The sequence below is a fragment of the Micromonospora fluostatini genome (genome assembly GCF_050410825.1).
Lineage (GTDB): Bacteria > Actinomycetota > Actinomycetes > Mycobacteriales > Micromonosporaceae > Micromonospora > Micromonospora rosaria.
Map to the genome: position 1 here is coordinate 5,570,240 of NZ_CP191251.1, position 24,979 is coordinate 5,595,218.

At 74.4% G+C, this 24,979-nt stretch carries 23 protein-coding genes; 13 read left to right on the plus strand and 10 right to left on the minus strand.

Annotated features, from left to right (window positions below; translation table 11 throughout):
• Positions 1-27 precede the first annotated feature (27 nt).
• Both purQ and purS read right to left on the minus strand, forming a co-directional pair.
• Positions 28-711 (minus strand): phosphoribosylformylglycinamidine synthase subunit PurQ, encoded by a 684-nt coding sequence (purQ, locus tag ACQUFX_RS24705; RefSeq protein ID WP_428962656.1) that lies wholly within the window; start codon positions 709-711, stop codon positions 28-30.
• The gene (gene purS, locus ACQUFX_RS24710) at positions 708-971 is read right to left on the minus strand and encodes a phosphoribosylformylglycinamidine synthase subunit PurS (protein WP_067373395.1); all 264 of its coding nucleotides are present in this window, start codon (positions 969-971) and stop codon (positions 708-710) included. Before purS ends, purQ begins: the two co-directional genes overlap by 4 nt.
• A 370-nt stretch (positions 972-1,341) precedes the next feature.
• Here purS and ACQUFX_RS24715 point away from each other — a divergent pair, with 370 nt between their 5' ends.
• Together ACQUFX_RS24715 and ACQUFX_RS24720 are read left to right on the plus strand one after the other, a co-directional pair.
• Positions 1,342-2,025, plus strand: coding sequence for a S1 family peptidase (locus ACQUFX_RS24715; protein ID WP_428962657.1), 684 nt, complete (start codon positions 1,342-1,344; stop codon positions 2,023-2,025).
• Between the two features lie 41 nt (positions 2,026-2,066).
• Positions 2,067-2,630 carry a YbjQ family protein gene (locus tag ACQUFX_RS24720; RefSeq protein ID WP_428967069.1) on the plus strand — a complete coding sequence of 188 codons (564 nt, stop codon included), beginning with the start codon at positions 2,067-2,069 and terminating at the stop codon, positions 2,628-2,630.
• A gap of 98 nt (positions 2,631-2,728) precedes the next feature.
• Here ACQUFX_RS24720 and purB read toward each other — a convergent pair whose 3' ends face one another.
• From purB to ACQUFX_RS24735, 3 genes are all read right to left on the minus strand, one after another.
• On the minus strand, positions 2,729-4,153 hold the full coding sequence (gene purB / locus ACQUFX_RS24725) for an adenylosuccinate lyase (RefSeq protein ID WP_428962658.1): 1,425 nt from the start codon (positions 4,151-4,153) through the stop codon (positions 2,729-2,731).
• 62 nt (positions 4,154-4,215) lie between these two features.
• The gene (locus ACQUFX_RS24730; RefSeq protein ID WP_428962659.1) at positions 4,216-4,485 is read right to left on the minus strand and encodes a hypothetical protein; all 270 of its coding nucleotides are present in this window, start codon (positions 4,483-4,485) and stop codon (positions 4,216-4,218) included.
• A gap of 61 nt (positions 4,486-4,546) precedes the next feature.
• Positions 4,547-5,470 carry a TNT domain-containing protein gene (locus ACQUFX_RS24735; protein WP_428962660.1) on the minus strand — a complete coding sequence of 308 codons (924 nt, stop codon included), beginning with the start codon at positions 5,468-5,470 and terminating at the stop codon, positions 4,547-4,549.
• A 289-nt stretch (positions 5,471-5,759) separates the two neighbouring features.
• On the opposite strand from ACQUFX_RS24735, the gene ACQUFX_RS24740 reads away from it, so the two are divergent.
• The 3 genes from ACQUFX_RS24740 to ACQUFX_RS24750 are packed head-to-tail and all read left to right on the plus strand — an operon-like array spanning position 5,760 to position 9,582.
• Positions 5,760-7,517: a hypothetical protein gene (locus tag ACQUFX_RS24740; protein ID WP_428962661.1), complete on the plus strand. Its 1,758-nt coding sequence runs from the start codon at positions 5,760-5,762 to the stop codon at positions 7,515-7,517.
• The gene (locus tag ACQUFX_RS24745) at positions 7,517-8,515 is read left to right on the plus strand and encodes a hypothetical protein (RefSeq protein WP_428962662.1); all 999 of its coding nucleotides are present in this window, start codon (positions 7,517-7,519) and stop codon (positions 8,513-8,515) included. The genes ACQUFX_RS24740 and ACQUFX_RS24745 overlap by 1 nt, the downstream gene beginning before the upstream one ends.
• Positions 8,512-9,582 (plus strand): right-handed parallel beta-helix repeat-containing protein, encoded by a 1,071-nt coding sequence (locus tag ACQUFX_RS24750; protein ID WP_428962663.1) that lies wholly within the window; start codon positions 8,512-8,514, stop codon positions 9,580-9,582. The genes ACQUFX_RS24745 and ACQUFX_RS24750 overlap by 4 nt, the downstream gene beginning before the upstream one ends.
• A gap of 155 nt (positions 9,583-9,737) precedes the next feature.
• Here ACQUFX_RS24750 and ACQUFX_RS24755 read toward each other — a convergent pair whose 3' ends face one another.
• From ACQUFX_RS24755 to ACQUFX_RS24765, 3 genes are all read right to left on the minus strand, one after another.
• Entirely contained in the window at positions 9,738-12,206 is a 2,469-nt protein-coding gene (locus ACQUFX_RS24755) for a hypothetical protein (RefSeq protein WP_428962664.1), read from the minus strand.
• Entirely contained in the window at positions 12,199-13,218 is a 1,020-nt protein-coding gene (locus ACQUFX_RS24760; protein WP_428962665.1) for a glycosyltransferase family 2 protein, read from the minus strand. The genes ACQUFX_RS24755 and ACQUFX_RS24760 overlap by 8 nt, the downstream gene beginning before the upstream one ends.
• A 152-nt stretch (positions 13,219-13,370) precedes the next feature.
• Positions 13,371-14,663 (minus strand): acetyl-CoA C-acetyltransferase, encoded by a 1,293-nt coding sequence (locus ACQUFX_RS24765; RefSeq protein WP_428962666.1) that lies wholly within the window; start codon positions 14,661-14,663, stop codon positions 13,371-13,373.
• Between the two features lie 55 nt (positions 14,664-14,718).
• On the opposite strand from ACQUFX_RS24765, the gene ACQUFX_RS24770 reads away from it, so the two are divergent.
• The 7 genes from ACQUFX_RS24770 to ACQUFX_RS24800 all read left to right on the plus strand — a co-directional run bounded on the left by ACQUFX_RS24770 (position 14,719) and on the right by ACQUFX_RS24800 (position 22,121).
• Positions 14,719-16,077 carry a 3-oxoacyl-ACP reductase gene (locus ACQUFX_RS24770; protein WP_428962667.1) on the plus strand — a complete coding sequence of 453 codons (1,359 nt, stop codon included), beginning with the start codon at positions 14,719-14,721 and terminating at the stop codon, positions 16,075-16,077.
• Positions 16,077-16,964 carry a MaoC family dehydratase gene (locus tag ACQUFX_RS24775; RefSeq protein WP_428962668.1) on the plus strand — a complete coding sequence of 296 codons (888 nt, stop codon included), beginning with the start codon at positions 16,077-16,079 and terminating at the stop codon, positions 16,962-16,964. The genes ACQUFX_RS24770 and ACQUFX_RS24775 overlap by 1 nt, the downstream gene beginning before the upstream one ends.
• 376 nt (positions 16,965-17,340) lie before the next feature.
• The gene (locus tag ACQUFX_RS24780; protein WP_428967070.1) at positions 17,341-18,093 is read left to right on the plus strand and encodes an NUDIX hydrolase; all 753 of its coding nucleotides are present in this window, start codon (positions 17,341-17,343) and stop codon (positions 18,091-18,093) included.
• Complete coding sequence (locus ACQUFX_RS24785; RefSeq protein ID WP_428962669.1) at positions 18,090-19,082, plus strand: serine/threonine protein kinase; 993 nt, start codon at positions 18,090-18,092, stop codon at positions 19,080-19,082. Before ACQUFX_RS24780 ends, ACQUFX_RS24785 begins: the two co-directional genes overlap by 4 nt.
• Before the next feature lie 10 nt (positions 19,083-19,092).
• Entirely contained in the window at positions 19,093-20,070 is a 978-nt protein-coding gene (locus ACQUFX_RS24790; RefSeq protein ID WP_428962670.1) for a hypothetical protein, read from the plus strand.
• 86 nt (positions 20,071-20,156) lie between these two features.
• Positions 20,157-21,404: an adenylosuccinate synthetase gene (locus ACQUFX_RS24795; RefSeq protein WP_428967071.1), complete on the plus strand. Its 1,248-nt coding sequence runs from the start codon at positions 20,157-20,159 to the stop codon at positions 21,402-21,404.
• A 75-nt stretch (positions 21,405-21,479) separates the two neighbouring features.
• Positions 21,480-22,121, plus strand: a complete 642-nt coding sequence (locus tag ACQUFX_RS24800) for a DedA family protein (protein ID WP_428962671.1) — start codon at positions 21,480-21,482, stop codon at positions 22,119-22,121.
• Between the two features lie 113 nt (positions 22,122-22,234).
• On the opposite strand, the gene ACQUFX_RS24805 is transcribed toward ACQUFX_RS24800, so the two are convergent.
• Positions 22,235-23,590, minus strand: a complete 1,356-nt coding sequence (locus ACQUFX_RS24805) for a hypothetical protein (RefSeq protein WP_428962672.1) — start codon at positions 23,588-23,590, stop codon at positions 22,235-22,237.
• A 105-nt stretch (positions 23,591-23,695) separates the two neighbouring features.
• Positions 23,696-24,334, minus strand: a complete 639-nt coding sequence (locus tag ACQUFX_RS24810; protein WP_428962673.1) for a TetR/AcrR family transcriptional regulator — start codon at positions 24,332-24,334, stop codon at positions 23,696-23,698.
• A 79-nt stretch (positions 24,335-24,413) separates the two neighbouring features.
• Here ACQUFX_RS24810 and ACQUFX_RS24815 point away from each other — a divergent pair, with 79 nt between their 5' ends.
• Positions 24,414-24,866: an SCP2 sterol-binding domain-containing protein gene (locus tag ACQUFX_RS24815; RefSeq protein WP_428962674.1), complete on the plus strand. Its 453-nt coding sequence runs from the start codon at positions 24,414-24,416 to the stop codon at positions 24,864-24,866.
• The last annotated feature ends 113 nt before the right edge of the window (positions 24,867-24,979 follow it).

Below are 24,979 nucleotides of genomic sequence, written 5' to 3' on the forward strand. Positions count from 1 at the left end.
GCCGACCGTTGATCCCGACGTGACCGGTCACGCCGGCGCCCCCACCAGGTGCTTGAGGACCGAGGTGAAGAAGCCGAGGCCGTCCAGGGAGGGGCCGGTGAGGGCCTCCACCGCGTGCTCGGGATGCGGCATGATGCCGACGACGTTGCCGGCCTGGTTGGTGATCGCGGCGATGTCCCGCTGCGAGCCGTTCGGGTTGCCGCCGACGTACCGGGCGACGACCCGCCCCTCCGCTTCGAGCTGGTCCAGCGTCGCGGGGTCGGCGACGTAGCAGCCCTCGCCGTTCTTGACCGGGATCAGGATCTCCTGGTCGGCCTGGAAGGCGTTCGTCCAGGCGGTGGCGGTCGTGGCGACCTGGAGCCGCTGGTCACGGTTGCGGAAGTGCAGGTGCTGGTTGCGGGTGAGCGCGCCGGGCAGCAGGTGCGCCTCGCAGAGGATCTGGAACCCGTTGCAGATGCCCAGGACCGGCAGGCCGCCCCGGGCGGCGTCCACGATCGTCCCCATCACCGGGGCGAACCGGGCGATGGCCCCGCAGCGCAGGTAGTCGCCGTAGGAGAAGCCGCCGGGCAGGACGACGGCGTCCACCCCGTGCAGGTCCGGGTCGCCGTGCCAGAGCCGGACCGGCTCGGCCCCGGCGATCCGGACGGCGCGCGCCGCGTCCCCGTCGTCGAGCGAACCGGGGAACGTCACCACACCGATCCGGGCGGTCACGGGCGCGCGTCCACGGGCTCGTCGGCCTCGACGGCGTGGATGGTGAAGTCCTCGATGACCGGGTTGGCGAGCAGCTTGTCGGCGATCTCGCGAGCCCGCTCCAGGTCCGGCTCACCGGCGAACTCGATCTCGATTCGCCTGCCGATCCGGACCGAGGCGACGTCGGTGACGCCGAGCCGGGGCAGCGCGTTTGCGACGGCCTGGCCCTGCGGATCGAGGATCTCGGGCTTGAGCATGACGTCGACGACGACGCGAGGCACTGGGCACTCCTGACTGTGTACGCAGTTGGGTGCCGGCCCACTACGGGCGAGCTCAGCCAGCCTACCTGGCAGATACGTCCCCGGACGCACCGGCCGGCAGCAGTCCGGACAGTGATCCACATAACCGGAGCCGGTCACCCGCGCGAACCGCCGAAACACCTACGACACGTACCCGGAGCAGGAGTTTTACCGGTCACCCGGGTCGCCGAATTGTTACATCGGCTAACCTCGATTGAGTCCTTGCCTTCACAGCCGCCGGAGCCTAGGGTACATCGATATACATCGATCAACACGGCAGGCGCACCCGCCCGCCGGCCCGCACGGCCACCCGGTGACCCCGGGTGCCCTCCCCTGGCAAGGAGTCCCCCAGATGCGTATCCGTACCCTGCTCGCAGTCGTCGGCACGGCGCTGGTCGGCGTCCTCGGCGCCGCCTCCGGTGCCGTCGCCGCGCCGGCCGGTCCGAACCCGATCATCGGTGGCGGCACCGTCTCGTCCGCCCCGTGGGCCGCCGCCGTGCTCAGCAACGGCTCGTTCACCTGCTCCGGGAGCGTCATCGCCCCGCAGTGGGTGCTCACCGCCCGGCACTGCGTCAGCGGCACCATGTCCGTCCGGATCGGCAGCGTCAACCGCACCTCGGGCGGCGTCACCCGCACGGTGAGCGCCACCTACGGCCGGTACGACCTGGCCCTGCTGCGCCTGTCGAGCTCGGTCACGAACACCCCGGTGACGCTCTCCAGCTCCTACCCGCCGGTCAACTCCACCAACACGATCTTCGGTTGGGGCATGACCTGCTACAGCGGCTGCTCGGCCTCCACCGTCCTGAAGACCGCCAGTGTCCGGGTGACCAGCACCAACGTCACCGACGCGTACGGCGGCCGGGCGATCCGCAGCACCGCCGTCAACGGCAACGCCTGGCGCGGTGACTCGGGCGGCCCGCAGTTCTACAACGGCGCGCAGGTCGGGGTCGCCTCCACCGCCGACGGCGTCAGCATCCAGAACTACGGCAGCGTCGCGTTCAACCGGGCCTGGATCACCTCGGTGGCCGGTGTCTGACGGTTAGCGCCGCGACGCACGGTTGACCCGTGGCGGCGCGGATGGCCGGCCGAACGCCGACCGTCCGCGCCGCGCGGTTTTGCAGCATCCGGCCAGCCGCACACGGCTCCCGAACACGCCTGTGCCCGCTCTGCCAGCATCGAACCGTGCTGGTCGTGACGACGGATCAACTCCCCGGCTACGAGATCCGCCAGATCCTCGGCGAGGTGGTCTCCTCGATGGCCCGGACCCGCAACCCGTACCGCGAGGGGGTGAAGAACCTCCGGGGCGGCGCGTACGACCCGATGGCGCCGGACAACCTCACCCGCTGGCGTACCGACTCGGTGGCCCGGCTCGCCGAGGAGGCCCGCCGGCTCGGCGCGAACGCCGTGGTGGGGATGCGCTTCGACAGCCGCGACTGCGGCGAACTCTGGATGGAGATCTGCGCGTACGGCACGGCGGTGATCGTCGCCGACCGGACCCCCGACGTGATGCCCCCCGACCAGCCGCTGATCGCGGCCGACACCGCCCAGGACGGCAGCATCGCCTCGGCGCCGGGCGCCATCGCGGAGCCGGCGAGCGCGCCGAACCTCACCTCCGCCCCGGACACCCCCACCCGGGGGTAAGGAAGGGCCCCCTGTTAACGCCTCCGGTAGAGAAGGGAACCCTTCTCACCCCCGCTGCCCGCCGCGGCTGCCCACGGGGCAGCGCGGCGGGCACCGGCTCAGAGGATGGGCGGCGGGGTGTAGGTGGCGGCCTGCGGGTGGGCGGCGACGATCGGGGCGATGCGGTCGGCGACCGCCTGGACCTGGGCGGGGGCCGCGCCGACGAAGGCCCGGCGGTCGGCGACCAGGCTGTCGATCTCGGCCCGGGACAGGCCCAGCCGGCTGTCCGCGCCGAGCCGGTCGAAGAGGTCGTTCTCGGCGGCGCCCTTCTCCCGCATGTCCAGCGCGACCGCCACCGCGTGCTCCTTGATCGCCTCGTGCGCGGCCTCCCGGCCGACGCCCCGGCGGACCGCCGCGACCAGGATCTTCGTGGTGGCCAGGAAGGGCAGGAAGCGCTCCAGCTCCCGGTTGACCACCGCCGGGTACGCGCCGAACTCGTCCAGCACGGTGAGGAAGGTCTGGAACAGCCCGTCGGCGGCGAAGAACGCGTCCGGCAGGGCCACCCGGCGGACCACCGAGCAGGAGACGTCCCCCTCGTTCCACTGGTCCCCGGCCAGCTCGCCGACCATCGACAGGTACCCCCGGATGATTACCGCGAAGCCGTTGACCCGCTCCGAGGACCGGGTGTTCATCTTGTGCGGCATCGCGCTGGAGCCGACCTGCCCCGGCTTGAACCCCTCGGTCGCCAGCTCCTGGCCGACCATCAGCCGGATCGTGGTGGCCAGCGACGACGGGGCGGCGGCCACCTGGGCGAGCGCGGCGAGCACCGCCAGGTCGATCGAGCGCGGGTACACCTGACCGACGCTGTCCAGCACCCGGCTGAACCCGAGGTGCTCGGCGACCCGCCGCTCCAGCTCGGCGACCTTGTCGGCGTCCCCGTCGAAGAGGTCGAGCTGGTCGGCGGCGGTGCCGACCGGGCCCTTGACGCCGCGCAGCGGGTACCACTCGATCAGGTCGACCAGCCGCTCGTACGCGATCAACAGCTCCTCCGCCGCCGAGGCGAAGCGCTTGCCCAGCGTGGTGGCCTGCGCGGCGACGTTGTGCGACCGGCCGGTGAGCACCAGGTCGGAGTGCTCGACGGCGAGCCGGGCGAGTCGGGCGAGGGTGGCCACCACCCGGTCCCGGACCAGCTCCAACGAGGCGCGGACCTGGAGCTGCTCCACGTTCTCGGTGAGGTCCCGGGAGGTCATCCCCTTGTGCACGTGCTCGTGCCCGGCGAGCGCGCTGAACTCCTCGATCCGTGCCTTCACGTCGTGCCGGGTGACCCGCTCCCGCTCGGCGATCGAGGCGAGGTCGACGTCGTCGAGGACCCGCTCGTACGCCTCGACCACGCCGTCCGGGACGGCCACCCCGAGGTCGCGCTGGGCCCGCAGGACGGCGAGCCAGAGCCGCCGCTCCATCCGTACCTTCTCCTCCGGGGACCAGAGGGCGACCAGTTCGGGCGAGGCGTACCGGTTGGCGAGCACGTTCGGGATCGTCGTCACGCCGTCATTGTCCGGCACCGCCGGCCCGGCCCCGACGGGTGCCCCGCCCGGCGAGCCGCACGTCACCCGCCGTGCCCGCCCCGGCCCGGCGGCGGGTCGCCGGTGAGGGCCCGGAACAGGAAGTCGCAGGCGTCCGCCTCGCTGCCGGTGCGCAGGCGTACGTCGTACTCGCCGCGTTCGTACGCGCCGACCTCCCACCCGCCGGCCGGGCCACGGCGCAGGAACCAGTAGTCCGGCGCGGCCGGTACGGGTGCGTGGACCCCCTCGATGTCGAAGGCGGCCGGGGGCAACCCGTGCGCCACCAGGGCGGCCCGTACCTCGTACCGGTCCACGCCGGCCTCCTTCCGACCCGGTGACCGCAGCCCGGCACCCCGTCCCGGTCGTCTCCCGATCTCAGCAGACCGGGGCGGTCGTCGCCGACCGGTTCTGCTGCTGCGGCACGGCGCGCGGCACGCAGGGCAGATCCGCCGCCGCCGTGAGATCCTCCTCGACCAGGAACCTGTGCTTGAGCAGCCAGGTGATGGTCAGCGTCCCGCCGGCCTCCGGCAGGTACGCCGGGTTGAGCTGGAACTGGGTGCCCATCCCGGGCTGGGCGAACCAGGGCGCGACCGGGCCGGTGTCGACGGCGAACGGCTTGAGCACGCAGTACACGTGGTAGTTGGCCAGCGGGGCGTTCTCCGGGGTGGTCAGGTTCAGCGGCGGCAGCGCCCGGGAGCTGTACGGGGTGCCGAGCGGGGACAGGAAGCCACCGCCGGGCGAGCCGAAGCGGTCGAGCCGGTACCCGGGCAGCAGGGTCTGCGTGGTCTTGACCGGCCGCCCGTCCGGGCCGAGGACGTACCCGCTCGACGGCGGGTACCGCAGCACCGTCCGGTCGTCGTTGAGGAAGTCCGCGGCCCAGGCGTCCCCGGTCAGGCCACCGAAGCGCTGGTACCCGGTGAGCAGCGGGCCGACCGGTGACGCGGTGGGCAGCACGGCCGGGCCGAGCCGGACGTTGCCGTCGTGGTACTCCGTGGTGGCCGGGGCGTTGGGCGGCGTCCCGGCCCGGCACAGGCCGGCACCCGGTACCGGCTCCGTCGTCGGTTGGGGCGCGGGGGCGTCCGGGGCGGCTCCGCCGGGAGCCGTGGGGACGGCCGGTGCGGGAGCCGCCGGGACGGTCGGGCCGGGATCGGCCGGGGCCACACCGGGCGCCGCCGGGACCGGAGCCGCCGGCCGGCCCGAGGCGTTCCCGTCCGGCTCGGCCACCGAGGGGGCGCTGGTGGAGAAGAGGACCAGCGCCGCGCCGGACAGGACGGTCAACGCCCATCGACTAACTTTCATCACAAACCTTCCGAAGACGGACAAGATGCCCTCATCGTCGGAAGATCTCCGGAAGAAACGTGAGGTTTGCACCTTCCGCTACCGGAAAGGGGGAGGTGTCGCGCACACCTGCGGGCCGGGTTCCGTTCCCGCGCCGGTCACTTTCCGGCTCCTGCCCGGTCACCCGGGGCCGCTAGCTTGACAACCTCTCTGACCCAACCTGCCCTCGTAACGCCCGGTTCCTCACCCGGCACGAAGAGACCCCGGGCACGACGACAAGCCCCCCGGCGAACGGAAAGGCGGCGCCAGCGTGTGGCTCAAGGCGCAACCCACGGAGCTGCAGTGGTTCCTCGATGCGGCGACGACCTACTGGGAGAAGCACCTGCCACCGCAGGACCACGCCGAGACGATCGTCGTCGAGGCGTTCCACCAGGACATCCGGGTCACCCTGCGCAACCTGGTCTTCGCCAACGCGATCCGTCGGATCCGGCCGGCGCACCTGGTGGTGCTCACCGGCGTCGAGGAGGACTGGCGACGCACGCTGTGGAGCGGGTTCGACGTCGCCCTGGTGGAACGGATCAGCCGGGCCTTCGGCGCCAGTGACGTCATCGACGTGTACGACCTGCTCGAACAGCGCCGCAAGGACCCGAACGCCGGGCCCACCGTCGCCGGCCGGCGACTGCCGGTGGCCGCGCCGCTCGACGAGCAGACCCTGACCGCGTACGCCGACGCGACGTACTGCCGGCTGGCGAAGGTGCCCCGGCTCCCCGCCGATCACGCCACCCGCCCCGACTACCGGCGACGGCGGGACCTCGGCGCCGGGCTCTCCGCGCTGTACGAGACCCTGTTCCGCACCGGTACGGTCGCCGCGCTGGTCACCAGCCACGTCGACTACGACCAGTGGGGGCTGTCGGTCGAGTCCGCCCGCCGTGCCCGGGTACCGGTCATCCACACCCAGCAGACCGGCTGCCTCAAGGCGTACGGTCTCTTCCCCGAGCACGACAGCGGCACCGGCACCTTCCGGGCCGAGCTGACCCGGCAGATCGGCCAGGTCTTCGAGGAGCGGCTCTGGCCCCGCCGCGACGACCTGCGCTCCGCCGCCGAGCTGATCGCCTGGCGGGCCAAGGTCAACCTGGGTCGCCCGAGCTGGTGGCGGGGCGGGGTCACCGCCGCCGTCGACCTGAGCAACCCGGCCGAGCGGGACCGGCTGCGCAGCCACGTCGCCGCCCGGTTCGGCTTCGACCCGGCCAAGCCGGTGATCGCGGTCTTCAACCACGCCGTCTCCGACGCGCTCGGCACCAACAAGGAACTCTTCCCGAGCCTCGCCGACTGGTTCGCCGACACCGCCGCGTACGCGGCCCGGCGCACCGACGCGCAGTGGCTCTTCCTGGACCATCCCAGCCAGGCGCTGTACGACTCGACCGGGTTCTTCGCCTCGGTCGCCCAGGAGCACAAGCGGCACCGGCACATCGCCTTCCACCCGAGCGCCAAGCTCAGCAAGAACGCCCTGTGGAGCCTCGTGGACCTCGGCGTCACCGTGCGCGGCAGCGTCAGCAACGAGCTGCCCGCGTACGGCATCCCGGTGATCCAGGCCGGGCACTCCGAGTGGAGTTCCTGCGGCGTCTCCACGGTCGTCGAGGACGCCGGTGACTACTGGCGGACCCTGGACGAGTCGATCGCGGCGGCGCACCGGGGCGAGTTGACCGTCACCGAGGAGCAGGTCCGCCGGGCCCGGCTCTGGCTCTGGCTGTACCGCAGCGGCAGCGACCTGGTCACCCCGCTGGTGCCGCAGTGGGACGTCTGGCCCGCCACCCACCTGCTCAAGTCGATGGGGGCCGCGTTCCGGCACATCGAGAGTGACGCCGACCCGCTCTACCCGGCGGTGGAGCGGATGTGGCACAACCGGGAGCCGATGCTGACCCGGACCGACCTGGCCGCGCCGCCGGCCGGCCCGTCGTTCGCCGCCGCGCCCCCGGGCCGGGCGACGGCCGTCGGCCCGACCGCGACCATCGGGTCCCCGCCGTCGGCGGCGGGCACCGACCCGGCCCTGCCGACGGGGGCGCGCTGATGCCGGTCGGCGCCTGGTTCACCACCGACTTCGACGTCCCGCACCCGGTCGGCGACCTGCCCGCCGTGGTCACCGGCGGGCAGGAGCCCACGGTCTGCGTGGTCGACCAGATGGTGCGCGGCCACGAGATCATCGGGCGCGCGGTGGGTGACCCGGCCACCGTCGGGCTCAAGGTACGGCCGGCCCACCGACCGCTGCGGGTGGCGGTGAGCCTGCAACTCGACGACGCCGGTACCCGGTGGTGGGGCAGCCGGGTCAAACCCGACCCGAACCAGCCGGAACGGCCCCGCCTGGTCGTGCTCAGCTCGCAGGGGCGGATCCGGGGGGCCGCCGTGCTGGCCCGCAAGCAGGGCTGGCTGCGGGCCGGCGGCAGCCGGGAGACGGTGGTGTTCCAGCTCGCCGCCGACGAACTCGGCGACGACGACCTGCTCCTGGTGGAGATGAGCGAACCCCGCGTCGACCTGCCCGAGTGGGCGGCCGACCGGTTCTCGGTGAGCAGCGCGATCGGGATGCGGATCGACCGCATCCAACTGGACCCGCTCCCCTCCACCGTGCCGGTGCCCTCCCCGGCGGCCAGCACCGGATGCCCGTTCCTCGTGCTGCCGGCGGACGGCCCGGACACCCTGCGGGTCGACGTCTCGACCGTGCCGCCGGCCCCGCCGGTACCCCGCAACCCGACCCGGTCGTACACCAGCCGCAAGCCGGCCCGCGCGGTCTTCAAGGTGCTCCGCACCGCCCGCCGGGCGGCCGGCCGGGCGAGCGCCGAGGCCACCGGCGACCGGGTACGCACCGACGACCTCACGGTCCACGGCGTCGACCTGGCCAGCGGGGCCGCCGTCCCGGTGCAGCTCGCCGGGCGCGGCACCCAGACCCTGGACCTGCGGCTGCCCGGCGACCGTACCGGCCCGGTGCTGCTCGGCGTGACGGAGCAGGGCGGACACCGTCGGGAACGTACCGCCCGGCAGTTGAGCTGCCGGATCGTGGCCGGGCCGGCATGACGGGGCCCGAGCACGTCCCGGTGCCGCTCGGCACGGACGCCGAGCTGAACCGGGCCCACCTGCAGAAACTGCTGGACTCGGCACCCGGGGGCACGCTGCTCCTGCCGGCCGGGACGTACCCGCTCGCCCACGGCCTGACCGTTCCGGCCGGCTGGACCGTACGCGGCGCCCCACCCGGCCCGATCCCGACCGGCACGATCCCGGCTGGGCCGGTGACCTGGCTGACCGTCGAGACGCCGGGCGACCGGCCCGTCCTGCACGTGGTCGGCAGCGGGGTGTCCATCCTGGACCTCGGACTACGCCCCGCGCCGAGCCGACCCGGCGAGCACGACGGCGACCGGGGCACCGGCCTCACCGTCGGCCGCTACCTCTACCCCGACGCGCCGGAGTGGATCGACGGCATCGAGGTCCGTCGGGTCCACGTGGACCACGGCACGAACCGGGCCGCCAACGCGGTGGCGGTCATGGGCGCCGTCCGGGACACGACGGTCGCGGACGTCACCGTCACCGGCGGCCACACCGGTGTCGCGGTGCACTGGGGCGCGATCGGGGCCGGCGTCGACACCATCGTCGGCCCGTCGTACCACCCGCACCGGCTGCGCCTGTCCGGCCTGCGGGTCCGGGACGCGGTCGAGGGGTTCTACCTCAGCGCGGTGCACGACGTCGAGGTGGCCGGGGCCTGCCTGCGCGGGGTCGACATGGGCTTCCGGCTGCTCGCCGGCGACAACACCGACCGGTTCCACCGGGACCCGCAGGCCCGGATCTGCGAACGGATCGAGATCCGCGACGCCTGCGTCACCTGGACCGGCCCGCTGTACGGGGTACGGGTCGCCGGCTGGGGCCGCAGCGAGGTCGACGGCCTGGTCAGCCGAGTGGAGTACGTCGACACCACGATCCGGGACACCGTCCTCCGGCGGCTGCCCGACAAGCCCGCCGCGACGACCGGTACCGCCCGGCGTGGCTGGTCCCCGGTGCTGATGGAGCACGCCGACACCGTCGTCCTCGACGACGTCCGCCTCACCTCCACCCCACCCGCCCCACCCTGCTGCCCCCTCTCCACCCCCTGACCCACCCCGCCCCCTCGCTCCCCGCCCCCTCCTCCCCCGCGATCTTGCACTTCGCGCCCCGACAAATGCCGCAGGTACCGCATCACACGGGCGGCAACCGCAAGATCGCGGAAGCGGGGGCGGGGGCGAGGGGGGCGAGGGAGAGGGGGCGGGGGTCAGGGGAGTTCGTGGATGGTGACGGGGCCGGCGGTGAAGCGGATCGGGGCCAGTCGGGACAGGTCCGGGGAGACCGTGCCGGCCCGGGTGTCGGCGAAGAGCCAGCGGACGCCGTACCCGTGGCGCAGCCGGGCCAGGTCCCCGGCGGCCGGGGCGGTGAAGACCCGCTGGTTCAGGGCGTACACCTCCGGGTCGGGGGCCGGTTGCAGCGGGTAGGAGCGCCCGTCGCGGCCGTGCTCGGCGACCACCGCGTCGCTGTACCCCCAGCTCTCCAGCAGGGCCCGCCGCCCACCGAGCCCGGTCACCCAGAACGCCCGCGCGTCACAGTTCTCGTAGGTGCGTACCGGCTGGCAGTGCACGTTCGTCGCGACCAGGTCGTCGGCACCGGCGTGCCCGTCCAGCCAGAGGGCCGCCCGCATCTCGTCGGCGGTGACCAGCCGCTCGGCGGCGGCCGGGGGGCGGGGCTCGTCGACGATCCACTGGACGGTCAGGTCCACGCCCTCGGCGACACTCGCCCCGAGCAGCGCCGCGGCCACCCCGGCGTTCGCCACCGCCGCCCACCGGCCCCGAACCCGCGCCGGCCGAACCGCCCCGGAACCAGCCGACCCAGGACCGGCCGGCGCGGAGCCGGCGGCCACCGGGTGGGCCGGTGCGGATCGGCGCTGGAGGCGGCGCAGGGGCCAGGTGAGCAGGACGGCGAGCAGGGCGGCGGCCCCGACGAGGGCGAGTACCCGCCAGGCGGTGTCGGCCATCGCCGACTGCCAGGCCGGTACCGTCTCGGCCGGTTCGGCGAGCGGGGGGACGAGCAGTTGCGCGGCGGCCCCACCGGCGGCGGCGGTGAGCAGCACCGGCCACGGTGGCCGGGCCACCGCCAGCAGCCAGCCGGTCAGCACCGCCCCGAAGGGCATCACCGCGGCGAAGAAGTAGAGCTGGCTGGCCGACGGGTGGAACAGGGTCCAGCAGGCGGTGGTACCGGCGACGACCGCCCCGCCGAGCAGCCAGGCCGCCGGGTCGCCCCGCCCGCCCCGGCTCACCGTGACGAGCAGCCCGGCCAGCCGGGGCAGTTGCAGCACCAGCCAGAACCCGAGGATGCCGAGGGCGACGTGCCAGCCGGTGGACCCGTCGGCGGCGGCCACCCCGGGCGGCAGCAGCCCGCCGATCTCGATCGGGTCGTCCACGCCGAGCGTCTCCCGGTACGGGTCCATGTGCCGGACCAGCCCGAAGAACTGGAGTACCAGCACCCCCGCGCCCCCACCGGCGAAGAGCCGGTACCCCGCCGCCATCGCCGCCATCAGCGTGACCAGGGCCAGCAGCACCCGCCACGGGAACCGGCGGGCCCGCCCCCAGGCCACCAGGCCGGCCAGGCCGAGGCCGGCGATCAACGGCGGCAGCGCGCTGGACTTCGCCCCCGTGCAGGCCAGCGCGAGCACGGGTGGCAGCACCCAGGCCGGCCCGAGGCCCCGGCCCCGCACGAGGTCCACGCAGAGCCCGGTGAGCAGCATGAGCAGCGGCAACATGTACGTCTGCGACGGGCTGGCGAACGACAGCGCCAGGCCGCCGCCGGCGCTCACCGGCGAGCCGAGGGTGAGCGGCACCCCCACGTACGCGGCTCCGGCGCCGACCGGCCCGACCCACCACCGTCCGGCGAGGTCCCGGGCCAGCCCGGCGGTCACCACGGCCGCCGTCGCCGCGACCGGTACCAGCCACAACCGCAGCAGGACGGTCGCCGGGTGGCTGCCGGTGACCAGGCTGGCGCTGGCCATGTGCGCGTCGGAGAGGTAGTGGTACCGCAGCGTCTCCCCGGCCACCTGGGGCAGCTCGAAGGGCATGCTGCGGGTCAACTCCTGCACCAGCCCCAGGTGGTACATCAGGTCCTGGTAGTACGCGAAGTCGGCCGGCGGGAGCGGGAGGTCCTCCCACTGCGCCGCCGCCCAGCAGATGATCAGGCCCAGCAGGACCGCCATCGCCAGGTGCCAGCGCAGCGGGAGCGGGCGCGGCTCCCGGACCCGCCAGTGCCGCCGGAGCCGGGGCACGACGAGGAAGAGCAGCACCACCGGTACCGACCACCAGCGCAGCGCCGACTGTGCCCCGGTGGCGGTGGCGAGCGCCCAGGCGGCCAACTCCAGCACGAGCCCGACCGCCGCGCCGTACCCGAGGTCCTCGGGCAGGTTGCCCCGGCTGCCGCGCAGCGCGCGGTGCACCAGCGTGCCCGGCAGCACCAGCCCCGCCAGCCAGTACACCAGGTACGCCCGGATGTCGTCGGTCGGCGTGTCGGTCCACCACCAGGCGTACACCAGACCGGCGAGGACGGCCGCCCACAGGCCCGCCGCCGCCACCCGGCGCAGGACCCCGACGACGCGACGGCCCACCCCGGGAACGCCCGGCGGCCGGTCGGTCGGCGGCCGGTCCGCCTGGGGTGCGGCGCCCTGGCCCGGCGGCGGGTCCGGTGCGAGGGCCTGGTCAACCATTGGCCGGTACGGCCGCACGCTGTCCGGGGGTGTCGGACCGGACGCGACCGTCGGGGGTCTGCACCGGGTCGATCGAGTCGGAGCCGACGAGGAAGGCCGGCCGGTCCTGCACGGTCCGGTAGATCCGGCCCACGTACTCGCCGAGCAGGCCGAGGCAGATCAGTTGGACGGCGCTGAACAGCAGCACCGCGACGAAGAGCGACGTCCAGCCGGGGATGGTGGCGCCACCGAGGTACGCGGCGACGCCGAACACCGTCAGCAGCAGGCTGCCGGCGAAGCTCAGCAGCCCCAGCCAGGTGGCGAGCCGCAACGGGGCGGCGGAGAAGTTCGCCGTGCTGTCCCAGGCCAGCCCGACCATCCGGCGCAGCGGGTACTTCGTCCGGCCGGCGGCGCGGACCTCGCGGGTGTAGTGGACCTCGGCGCTGGCGAAGCCGAGCGACGGGACCAGCAGCCGGTAGACCGGGGTACGTTCGGGCAGCCGGCGCAGCACCTCGATGACGTCCCGGCTGAGCAGCCGGAAGTCACCGGCCTGGGCGGGCAGGTCGACGCCGACGACCCGGCGCATCGTCCAGTAGTAGAGCCCGGCCGTCCGGCGCTTGAAGACGGTGTCGGTGCTGCGGTCGGCGCGGACGCCGTAGACGACGTCGACGCCGTCCTCGCGGGCCAGCCGCAGCATGTCGGCGATGACCTCGGGCGGGTCCTGGAGGTCCGCGTCGATGCTGACCACCCACCGCCCGCGCGCGCGGTGCAGCCCGGCGGTCAGCGCGGCCTGGTGGCCGCTGTTGCGGCGCAGCCGCACGATCCGCAGGTGTGACCAGGAGCGGGCCTCGTCGGCGAGGACCCGGGCGGTGCCGTCACCGCTGCCGTCGTCGACCGCGACGACCTCGTAGTCGACGGCCAGGGCGTCGAGGACCGGCCGGAGCCGGGCGACGAGCCCGGGTACCACGTCCTCCTCGTTGAACATGGGGATGACCACGGAGAGGGTCAGCGCCCCGGCTGAGCTGATCTCCATCGACCTGTCGGCCCCGTTCCGGCGATGAGGTTCCGGCGGACGGCGCACGGTTCACGCGCGCCACACCGTCAGCCTCCCGTCCGCAACCCAACAGCAGCCCGCCCTCACCTGAACCGCCGGTGAACGCGCCCCGACCCCTCCGGGCGGGCGGGTCAGCGTTCGAGGATGGCGGTGACGGCTTGGCCGCCGGCGGCGCAGATGGAGATCAGGCCGCGGCCGGTGCCCTTCTCGGCGAGGAGTGTGGCCAGGGTGGCGACGATGCGACCGCCGGTGGCGGCGAACGGGTGACCGGCGGCGAGGCTGGAGCCGGTGACGTTGAGCTTGTCCCGGTCGACCGGGCCGAGCGGGGCGGACAGGCCGAGCCGGTCGGCGCAGAACTCCGGGGACTCCCAGGCGGCGAGGGTGGCCAGCACCTGCGACGCGAACGCCTCGTGGATCTCGTAGAAGTCGAAGTCCTGGAGGGTCAGCCCGGCTCGCGCCAGCATCCGGGGCACCGCGTACGCCGGTGCCATCAACAGTCCCTCGTCGCCGTGCACGAAGTCGACGGCGGCCGTCTCCGAGAAGGAGAACCAGGCCAGGACCGGCAGGTTGCGCTCGGCCGCCCACTCCTCGCTGGCCAGCAGCACCGTCGACGCGCCGTCGGTGAGCGGGGACGAGTTGCCGGCGGTCATGGTGGCCCGCTCGGCGTCCGGGCCCCGGTGACCGAAGACCGGCTTGAGCGCGCCGAGCTTCTCCAGGCTGGTGTCCGGGCGCAGGTTCTGGTCCCGGGTCAGCCCCAGGTACGGGGTCATCAGGTCGTCGAAGAACCCCCGGTCGTACGCGGCGGCGAGCCGCTGGTGGGAGCGGAGCGCCAACTCGTCCTGGGCCGCCCGGTCGATGTTCCAGCGCAGCGCGGTCCGGGCGGCGTGCTCCCCCATGGAGAGCCCGGTACGCGGCTCGGCGTTGCGCGGCAGTTCCGGCCGGAACGGCTGGTGCGGACGCAGCCGCGCGGCGATCTTCAGCCGCTCGCCGAGGGTCCGGGCGGAGTTGAGCCGCAGCAGGGTGCGCCGCAGTTCCTCGTTGAGCGCGAGCGGGGCGTCCGAGGTGGTGTCGACGCCACCGGCGATGCCGACGTCGAGCTGCCCGAGGGCGATCTTGTTGGCGACCAGGACGGCCGCCTCCAGACCGGTGCCGCAGGCCTGCTGGATGTCGTAGGCGGGGGTGTGCGGGTCGAGGGTCGAGCCGAGCACCACCTCGCGGGCGAGGTTGAAGTCCCGGGAGTGCTTGAGCACCGCCCCGGCGACCACCTCGCCGACCCGCTGCCCGGCGAGCCCGAACCGGGCCACCAGACCGTCCAGCGCCGCGCCGAGCAGGTCGGCGTTGGACGCGCTGGCGTACCGCGAGCTGGACCGGGCGAAGGGGATCCTGTTGCCGCCGATTACCGCGACCCGCCGGACGCTCTGCACGATCCCGCCTCCTCGTAGGGCTTGCCCTGTACTTACTCGCCAGTAGGCTACGCCTATGACCGACAGGTACGCGAGTTTCGTCCGATCGGCGGCCGGTCGCACGCTGGTGAGGCGTCTCGGGCTGCCCGACCCGCCCCGGCTGCGCCGGCACACCCCCGGCGACCCGCTCCTGCCCGGCCCCGCCCTGCTCGGCGCGGCCACCGGGGGACGGCTCGCCGAGCCGGTCGGCGCGCTCCTGACCGCCGCCGGGGTCGAGGTCCGCGACCCGGCCGCCGGTTCCGCCGCCGGGGCCCGCGTGGGGGCCCTGGTGTACGACGCCACCGGCGTCACCGACTCCACCGCCCTGCGCCAGCTCTACGACTTCTTCCACCCGTACGCCCGCTCGGTGCTGCCCGGCGGCCGGGTGGTGGTGCTCGGCACCCCGCCCGAGGAGTGCGCCACGCCCCGGGAGGCGACCGCCCAGCGGGCGGTCGAGGGGCTGATCCGCAGCATCGGCAAGGAGTTCGGCCGGGGCGTCACCGCGCAACTGGTGTACGTCACCCCGGACGGCGACGACAGCACCCGCACCGGCCTGGAGTCCACCCTGCGGTTCCTGCTCTCCGGCCGCTCGGCGTACGTCTCCGGGCAGGTGCTCCGGGTCGGCACCGGGCGGGCGTCCGCCCCGACGGACTGGGACCGGCCGCTGGACGGGCAGGTCGCGCTGGTCACCGGGGCGGCCCGGGGCATCGGGGCGGCGCTGGCCCGGCTGCTGGCCCGCGACGGCGCCCGGGTGGTGGCCCTGGACGTGCCGGCCGCCGGGGACGCCCTCGCCGAGGTCGCCAACGAGATCGGCGGTACCGCCGTGCAGCTCGACCTGACCGCCCCGGACGCGCCGGACCGGCTGGCCCGGCACCTCGCCGACCGGCACGGCCGGGTCGACGTGGTGGTGCACAACGCCGGCATCACCCGGGACAAGACCCTCGGCCGGATGGACCCCGACCGGTGGGACCAGGTGATCGACGTGAACCTCTCCAGCCCGGAGCGGATCAACGACGTGCTGGTGGGGCGGGAGCTGATCGGCGACGGCGGGCGGATCGTCGCGGTCTCCTCGATCGCCGGGATCGCCGGCAACCGGGGCCAGACCAACTACGCCACCAGCAAGGCCGGCGTGATCGGCCTGGTCCGGTCGACCGCCCCGGTGCTGGGCGGGCGGGGGATCAGCCTGAACGCGGTCGCCCCGGGGTTCATCGAGACCCGGCTGACCGCCCGGATCCCGCTGGTGGTCCGCGAGGCGGGCCGCCGGATGAACAGCATGGCGCAGGGCGGGCTGCCGGTGGACGTGGCCGAGACGATCGGGTGGCTCGCCTGGCCGGCCTCCGGGGCGCTGCGCGGCAACGTCGTCCGGGTCTGCGGCCAGAGCCTGCTGGGGGCGTGATGGGCGACCGGCGTGACGGTGGGCGGAAGCGGGTGGAGCTGGGGCGGCTGCCGGCGGCCGGGCCGTTGTACCGGCGGGCCCTGCTCGGGACGCTGCCCGGTCGCGGTGGCCGGGGCGACGGCACGCTGCCGGCGGTGGAGTTGGCCGTCGGCGGGGTCACCGTCGACCGCGCCCACCTGGCCGGGTACGACCGGGTCTGCGGGTTCCGGCTGACCGACCGGCTGCCGGCGACGTACCCGCACGTGCTGGGCTTCCCGCTGGGGCTGCGGCTGATGACCGGGCCGGGGTTCCCGCTGCCCCTGGTCGGCCTGGTGCACGTGGCGAACCGGATCACCATGCACCGCCCCGTCGACGCCGGCGAGCCGCTGGACCTCGTCGGGTACGCCGAACACCTGCGCCCGCACGCGCGGGGCCGCCAGGTCGACGTGGTGCTGGTCGCCTCGGTCGGCGGCACGGAGGTGTGGCGCGGCGTCTCGACGTACCTGCGCCGGGAGCGGACCCCCGACGGCGGTGCCGGGCGCGACCCGGCCGAGCGGCCCGCGCCGCCGGCCGCCTCGGCGCGGTGGCGGGTGGACCGCCAGGTGGGTACGGACTACGCCCGGGTCTCCGGTGACCACAACCCGATCCACACCTCCCGGCTGGGGGCGCGGCTGTTCGGCTTCCCCCGCCCGATCGCGCACGGGATGTGGAGCCTGGCCCGCTGCCTGGCCGCCCTGGCGAACCGGGTGCCCGAGGCGTACACCGTGGAGGTGGCGTTCAAGCTGCCCGTGCCGTTGCCGTCGACCGTCGACTTCAGCGCCACGCCGGAGGGCGGCTTCGCCCTGCACGACGCCCGCACCGGCCGTCCCCATCTCACCGGCGCCCTGACGCAGGCCGCGCCGGCCTGACCGCCGTGCCCGGCCACGGCGGCGTCGCGGGCCGGCGGGGCACCCTTGCGGCGGCTCCTTTCGAGCTGCCCGCATGGACGGGGCACGGCACGCGGACCTGACGGGGTCGCCCCACGGACGCCGGGCCACCCGCGCGGGTACCGGGAAACCGGAGCCGCCCCGTTCGCGAGCCGCCCTGTCCGCAAGCCACCCTGCCTGTGAGCCGCCCCGTTCGTGAGGGCAGCTCGAAAGGGCGCGTCGTGCCGGGCCGCCCGCCCAGCGCGGGGCGCACGGGATGCCACGACCGCTCCGGACTTGCCGTTCACCCGATCGTGGGATAAGTTGTTCTCAGATTGAGTCGTTCTCAATCAGAGAAGATCGAGTGGAGAGAGTCGACGTGAACGAGCAGGAGTTCCTCGCCAGCTACGACCCCCGGGCGTACCCGGCGGTCGCCGTCACCGTGGACGTGGTCGCCCTGACCATCCGCGAGGGCGCGCTGCACCTGCTGCTCATCCGCCGGGGCGAGCCGCCGTTCGCGGGTCACTGGGCGCTGCCGGGCGGCTTCGTCCGCCCCGACGAGGACCTGATCACCGGGGCCCGCCGGGAGCTGGCCGAGGAGACCGGGCTCGGCGGTGAGCGGCTGCACCGGATCCACCTGGAGCAGCTCGGCAGCTACGGCGACCCCGACCGGGACCCCCGGATGCGGATCGTCTCGGTGGCGCACCTGGCCTTCGCCCCCGACCTGCCCGACGCCGCCGCCGGCAGCGACGCCGAGGAGGCCGGCTGGCTGCCGGTGACCGCGCTGCCCGGCCGGCAGCTCGCCTTCGACCACGCCCGGGTCATCGACGACGGGGTGGAGCGGGCCCGGTCCAAGCTGGAGTACACCCCGCTGGCCACCCGCTTCCTGGCCCCCGAGTTCACCATCACCGAGCTGCGCGCCGTCTACGAGACGGTCTGGGGGCAACCGCTGCACGCCGGCAACTTCCACCGCAAGGTGCTCTCCGTGCCGGGCTTCGTGGAGAGCACCGGCGTCAGCACCGAACGCGGCGGGGCGCGCGGCGGTCCCCGGGCCAAGCTCTACCGGGCCGGCGACGCCCGCCTGTTGCACCCGGCGCTGCTGCGCCCCGCCCGGGAGGAGGCGGTGCGGTGAGGACCGACGAGGCGATCCGGCTGGTCGCCACCGCGCGTACCGACGCCGACCTGTTCGGGGTGGACGCCCCGGCCCGCCGCTACCGGGAACTCTGCGCGGCCCTGCACCCGGACCGGCTGGGCACGGCCGACGAGCGGGTACGCGCCCAGGCCACCGAGGCGTTCGTCCGGGTCACCACCCGGTGGCGGGCCGGCCACCCCGGCGGTACGGGCTCCCCGGTCGTCCTCGGCGACCACCGGCTCGGCGCGCTGCGGTACGCCGGTGACCTGGCCGACCTGTACGAGGTCGGGGCGGACACGCTGCTCAAGCTGCCCCGCAACCCGAGCGACAACGACCTGATGGCCCGCGAGGTGCACGCCCTGCGCACCATCGAGGAACGGGGCGACCCCCGGTACCTGCCGTACGTGCCCCGGCTGGTGGACAGCTTCCGGCACCGGGAGCCCGGCACCGGGGCGGAACGGCGGATCAACGTGCTGGCCACCGTACCCGGGCTGCACAGCCTGGACGAGGTGCGCCGGGCGTACCCGGACGGGCTGGACGCCCGCGACGCGGCCTGGATGTGGCGACGGCTGCTGGTCGCCCTCGGCCTGGCCCACCGGGCCGGGGTGGTGCACGGCGCGGTGCTCCCCCGGCACGTGCTGATCGAGCCGGACGGGCACGGTGTGGTGCTGGTCGACTGGTGTTTCTCCACCCCGGTCGGCGGCACCGTCCCGGCGCTGGTCCCCGGCCACGAGGACTGGTACCCGCCGGAGGTCACCGGGAAGCGACCGGCCGGGCCGGGCACCGACCTCTGGCTCGCCACCGGCTGCCTGACCTGGCTCATGGGCGACCGGGCCCCGCGCGAGCTGCGCGCCTTCGCCCGGGGTTGCCGGCAGGCGGCGCTGCGGTCCCGCGCCGACGACGCCTGGCGGCTGCTCGGCGAACTCGACCAGGTGCTGGAGCGGCTCTACGGCCCCCGCACCTTCCGACCCTTCACCCTCAACCCCTAAGGAGGCTGCCATGGGCAGCGGAGTCTGGTCCACCGACGTCTACGACGCCGCGAAGCGGTACCGCCGGACCACCGGCAAGAGCGCCTTCTCGTACAGCGACAGCGGGGCGCGCACCGTGCACGCCGCCCTCGACCCCCGGGGGGCGACCCGGGAGAGCCGGGACTCGGCCGAGCACCCGCAGTCGACCCCGATCGCCGTGCTCTTCGACGTGACCGGCTCGATGGGGCACGTCCCGCGCACCCTCCAGGCCAAGCTGCCGCAACTGCTCGGGCTGCTGCAACGCCAGGGGTACGCCAGCGACCCGCAGATCATGTTCGGCGCGATCGGCGACGCCACCTGCGACCGGGTGCCGTTGCAGGTCGGGCAGTTCGAGTCGGACAACCGGATGGACGACGACCTCGGCCGGATCGTGCTGGAGGGCGGCGGGGGCGGCCAGATGCGGGAGTCGTACGAACTGGCCATGTACTTCATGGCCCGGCACACGACGACCGACAGCTGGGAGAAGCGGGGCCGGCGCGGCTACCTCTTCATCATCGGCGACGAGCTGGCGTACGCCGGGGTGAAGCGGTCGGAGGTCCGCAAGCTGATCGGCGCCGAGCTGGGTGAGGACGTGCCGCTGCGGCAGATGGTCGACGAGCTGACCCAGCGCTGGGACACGTACTACCTGCTCCCCGCCGGCAGCCACTACGCGGGCAACGGGAAGGTCCTCGCCTTCTGGCGTGACCTGCTCGGGCAGAACGCCGTCGAGCTGGACGACCTGGAGGCGACCTGCGAGACCATCGCGCTCACCGTCGGCCTCGGCGAGCAGGCCATCGACCTGGAGGAGGGGCTGCGGGACCTCCAGCGGGCCGGGTCGGCGGCGACCGGTACCGTCTCGAAGGCGCTGGCCCGGCTGGACCGGGGCACCCGGAACCAGGTCAGCGCCCTGCCGACGGCCACCGCACTGCCCGCGCCGCAGGGCCGGCCCGGCGGGGTGACCCGGCTGTGACCGGCGGCGCGGCCCACCTCGGCGGGGCCGACGCCCACGGCGTCGGCCCCGCCCGGGGCGGGATCGGGGCCGGGGGGCGGCACGTGGTGGTGGTCGACCTCGGGTACGGCGACGCCGGGAAGGGCACCGTCGTGGACTGGCTCTGCACCACCCGGCCGGTGCACACGGTGGTCCGGTTCAACGGGGGCGCGCAGGCGGCGCACAACGTCGTCCTGCGCGACGGTCGGCACCACACGTTCGCGCAGTTCGGGGCGGGCACGTTCCGCCCCGGGGTGCGGACCCACCTGTCCCGGCACGTGGTGGTGGACCCGCTGGCGCTGGCCGCCGAGGCCGACCACCTCGCCGAGGTGGGGGTGCCGGACGCGCTCGACCGGCTCACCGTCGACGGGGAGGCCCTGCTGGGCACGCCGTACCACCGGGCCGCCAACCGGGCCCGGGAGCTGGCCCGGGGCGCCGACCGGCACGGCTCCTGCGGGCTGGGGGTGGGTGAGGCCGTCGCGTACGGCCTCACCCACCCCGACGAGGCGCCCCGGGTGGCGGACTGCCGGAACCCGGTGCTGCTGCGCCGGCGGCTCACCGCGCTGCGGGACCGGCTCACCGCCGAACTGGGCCCGTTGGACGCCCCGCCGGTGGCGGACTGCCTGCCCGCGTTCACCGCCTTCGCCGACCGGGTGGCGATCGTCGACCGGTCGTACCTGAGCGGCGTGCTGCGCACCGGGACCTGCGTCTTCGAGGGGGCGCAGGGGGTGCTGCTGGACGAGTGGCACGGGTTCCACCCGTACACCACCTGGAGCACCACCACCGTCGCCAACGCCGAGACGCTGCTCGCCGAGGGGGGACTGGCCGGTCAGGCGGAACGGCTGGGCGTGCTGCGTACCGTCACCACCCGGCACGGGCCGGGCCCGCTGGTCACCGAGGACCCGACGCTGCCGCTGGCCGACCCGCGCAACCCGACCAACCCGTGGCAGGGACGGTTCCGCTTCGGTCACTTCGACGCGGTCGCCCACCGGTACGCCCTGGCGGTGGCCGGCGGGGTGGACGGGCTCGCGCTGACCCACCTCGACCTCGCCGACCGGGGCGTCGACCTGCGGATCTGCCAACGGTACGACACCATCGACGAACTGACCCCCGGCCCGCCCGGCGACCTGGACCGGCAGGCCGCCCTCACCGCGCGCCTGCTCGCCGCCCGACCGGTGTACGACGCCGGGCCCCCGGTCGACTGGCCGGACGCGGTGGCGGCGGCGCTCGGCGTACCCGTGGTGCTCACCTCCCACTCCCCCACGGCCGAGGGCAAGGTGGAGTGGGCGCGCACCCCGGCGAGCCCGGTCGTCTAGGACAGCCCTGGTCCGGGCGGGGCGTTTGCGCAGGAAGGGCCCCGGCCGGGCCGCCGGGCGGTCGAGCATGGGGACATGCAGTCGCTGCTCGACCTGCTCCGGGAGACGGTCGCCTCACCCTGGGTGTACCTGGTGATCTTCCTGATCACGGCGGTGGACGCGGTGTTCCCGGCGGTACCCGGGGAGACGGTGGTGGTCACCGCCGGGGTCTTCGCGGCCACCGGGCCACCCAGCCTGGCCGGGGTGATCGTGGTGGCTGCCGTCGGCGCGTTCACCGGCGACCACCTCTCGTACGCCCTCGGCCGCTCCGGCGGCAGCCACCGCCTGGCCCGGCTGCCGATGAACAGCCGCCGCCGGGCCGGCTCGCAGTGGGCCCGCCGGGCGGTGGACCGGCGCGGCGGCATGATCCTCGCCACCGCCCGGTACGTCCCCGGCGGGCGTACCGCGGTGACCCTGACCATGGGCGCGGTCCGCTACCCGCTGCGCTCCTTCCTCGGCTACGACGCGCTCGCCGTCACGACCTGGGCCGGGTACTGCGCGCTGCTCGGCTACTTCGGTGGGCTGGCCTTCGAACGCGACCCGATCCGGGGTGTGCTGGCCGGCATCGGGCTCTCGGTCGCGATCACCGGCCTGCTGGAGGCGGCCCGCTGGACCCGCCGACGGATCCGCCGCCGCGCCGCCGTCCGCGCCGGCCCCACCGGGGCCCGCCGCCGGTGACCGCGCAGCCCTACCGGTGCCCCTGTCGTCGGCGTCGGGGTGGCCCGGCCAGGTCTCCTTCCCGGTCGTGCGTCCTGCCGGGGACCGCCGTCGTCGGCCGGGCCGGTCGTCGGTCAGGTCGTCTGCCGCGCCGCCGGATGCGGTGACGGCGGCTGGTCGGACAGGTAGGCGAGCATCCCCTGCCGGGTGCCGGGCAACCCGTGGTCGGTCAGCAAACTGGCGACGTTGCCGAAGAGGTTGCCGCCGAACAGCCAGGCCTCGGGCGACCGGGCCAGCACCTCGACCAGCCGCCGCTGCCGGGGTGGCAGCTCCGCCGCGGGTGTCCCGGCCACCGGGCCGTCCGGAAACGCGAGCCGCAGCGCCTCGGTCGTCACCGTCAACGCCTCGATGCCGGTGACGGCGGACAACCGGACGAGCAACGCGTCGAACGCCCGGTCCTCGTGCCCGGGACCGAGCTGCCGGAGCGCGAGCCCGGCGTACCCACCCAGGTCACCGCTGAGGAACGGCATCTCCTCCTCGACCGTCGCCCGACCGCCAGCCCGGCCCGACGGCCCGTCCTCGTCCGGATCGTCGGACGTGTCGGACGGCCCCGGCGATCCGGTCGGTGATCCGGACGAGGACGGCACCGACGTTGCGGTCGTCCAGGTCAGCAGCTCGCCGACCGTGGCCGGGTCCGCCTGCGCGCCGAGCACCCGGGCCCGTGCGACCGCGGCGGCCCACCGCACCAACGGGCGCGGGTCGGCCAGCATCCCGACCTCCGGCGCGGCCCCGAGCAGTCCGGCCGCCACCACGGCGGTCGCCACCTCGACGGGCTCCCGGACCAGCCCGGCGGCACCGCCGTCGGGGGCCACCACGGCGGCCAGCACGGGCAGGCTGCCGGCCGCCTCCTCGGGGAACCAGGCGAGGGCGTACGCCGCGCCGACCCGTACCCCCGGGTCGGGGTGGTCGAGCAGGGTACGGAACAGCGGCACCCCGGCCCGGACCGCGTCGTACACGGCCAGCCCGAGGTACGTCCACAGCCGGCCCTGGTCCGCCTCGGTCAGCGACTCGACGTAGTGGTACTCGACGTACTCCTTCTCGTCCTCGTCGTCGCCGGTCCACGGCGGGGGCTTGGCGGCGAGCAGTTCCCGCCCGCCCTCGGCCGCGCGGCGGTACTCGGCGACCGGTACGCCGTCGGGCAGGAAGCTCTCGTCGTAGCCGACCGCCAGCGAGGTCAGCAGCGCGAGCACCCATTCCGGCTCCGGGGTGTCCGGGTGGGCGAGCAGTTCGAGCAGGAAGGGCACCGCGTACGCGCTCGCCTCGTACCGGATGCCCTGGTGGAAGATGTTGCTGTACAGCGCGCCGAGCGCCCGCTCCCGCACCTCGGGGTCGGGCGAGCGGAGGGCGCGGATCTGGTCGGGCACGTCGCCGGCCGACCCGTAGGCGTGTCCGAGCCGGGCCCAGTCGACCGTGTCAAGTCCGTCAAGCACGCGGGCATCCTCACCCACCCCCCTGACATCCCTCCGTGTGGCGGGGTGCCCGGGTGTTTGGAAGGGGCCCCTCCTCTACCGGAAGCGTTAACAGGGGGCCCTTCCTTACACCTCGGGTGGGGGCCAGGTGGTGCCGGCGAGGAGTTGGGCGGCGCCGAGCCAGGCGACGCTCATCATCCGGGTGGCGGTCTGCTCCGGGTCGGCCTCCGGGTGGTCGGCGAGCCAGTCGGCGAGCGACTCGCTCGCCCCGACCAGGGCGTACGCGACGACCTCCAGGTCGGTCTCGCCGACCTCGCGGCCGTCGGCGCGCAGGGCGTGGGCGAGCATCCCGGCGACCACCTCCACCATCCGGGTACGCATGGCGGCCAGTTCCCCGGCGAACGGCTGCGAGCCACGGGCCTGCCGGTAGAGCACGGCCCAGCCGTCCCGGTGCGCCCCGACGAAGCCGAAGAACGCCCGCAGCCCTCGCCAGAGCCGCTCGTCGGTGGGCAGGTCGGGGGCGGCGGCCCCGGCGATGGCCTCCAGCATCCGGGTGCCCTCGCGGTGCAGACAGGCGACGAAGAGCTCCTCCTTGGTGCCCAGGTACGCGTACACCATGGGCTTGGAGATGCCGGCCAGCTCGGCGATCTCGTCCATGCTGGCCGCGTGGTAGCCGCGCCGGGAGAAGACCCGGACGGCGGCGTCGAGCATCTGCTGCTCGCGTACGGCTCGGGGGAGGCGGCGGAACGTCGGCGAGCTGGACACCTTGCGAGCATACCTACTCGTGCGTAAGGTTACGCTAGAGTAACTAAAGTCGGCCCCATCGCGAGAGGTGCTTACCCTGATGACTGACTTCGACCCGGCCGCCTTCGCCAACTACGGCCCGAAGGAGTTCGCCACGCTGGTCAAGTCCACGCCGGACGCGAAGATCGCCGAGGTGATGTCCGGCGAGCTGCGCGGCAAGGTCCTGGACGAGGTCTTCGGCCGGATGCCGTCGCTGTTCCGCCCCGAGAAGGCCGGCACCACCAACGCCGTCATCCACTGGGGCATCACCGGCCGGCCCGACGGCGGCACGGACACCTACGAGGTGGTCATCGCCGACGGCGCCTGCACCGTCAACAACCCCCCGCAGCACGACCCGAAGCTCAGCCTGACCATGGGTCCGGTCGAGTTCATCAGGATCGTCTCGGGCGGCGCCAACCCGGTGATGATGTTCATGACCGGCAAGCTGAAGGCCAAGGGCGACCTGGGCCTGGCCGCCAACATCGCGAACCTGTTCGACATCCCCAAGGCCTGACGCCCCCGGCCTGACGGGCCGGCCCGTCTCGCACCCGGCCCTTCCCGTATCAGGTCCGGCCCGGGAGGCGACCGCTCGGGCGAAGGTCCCGGCCGGTCCGGGCGACCACGGAA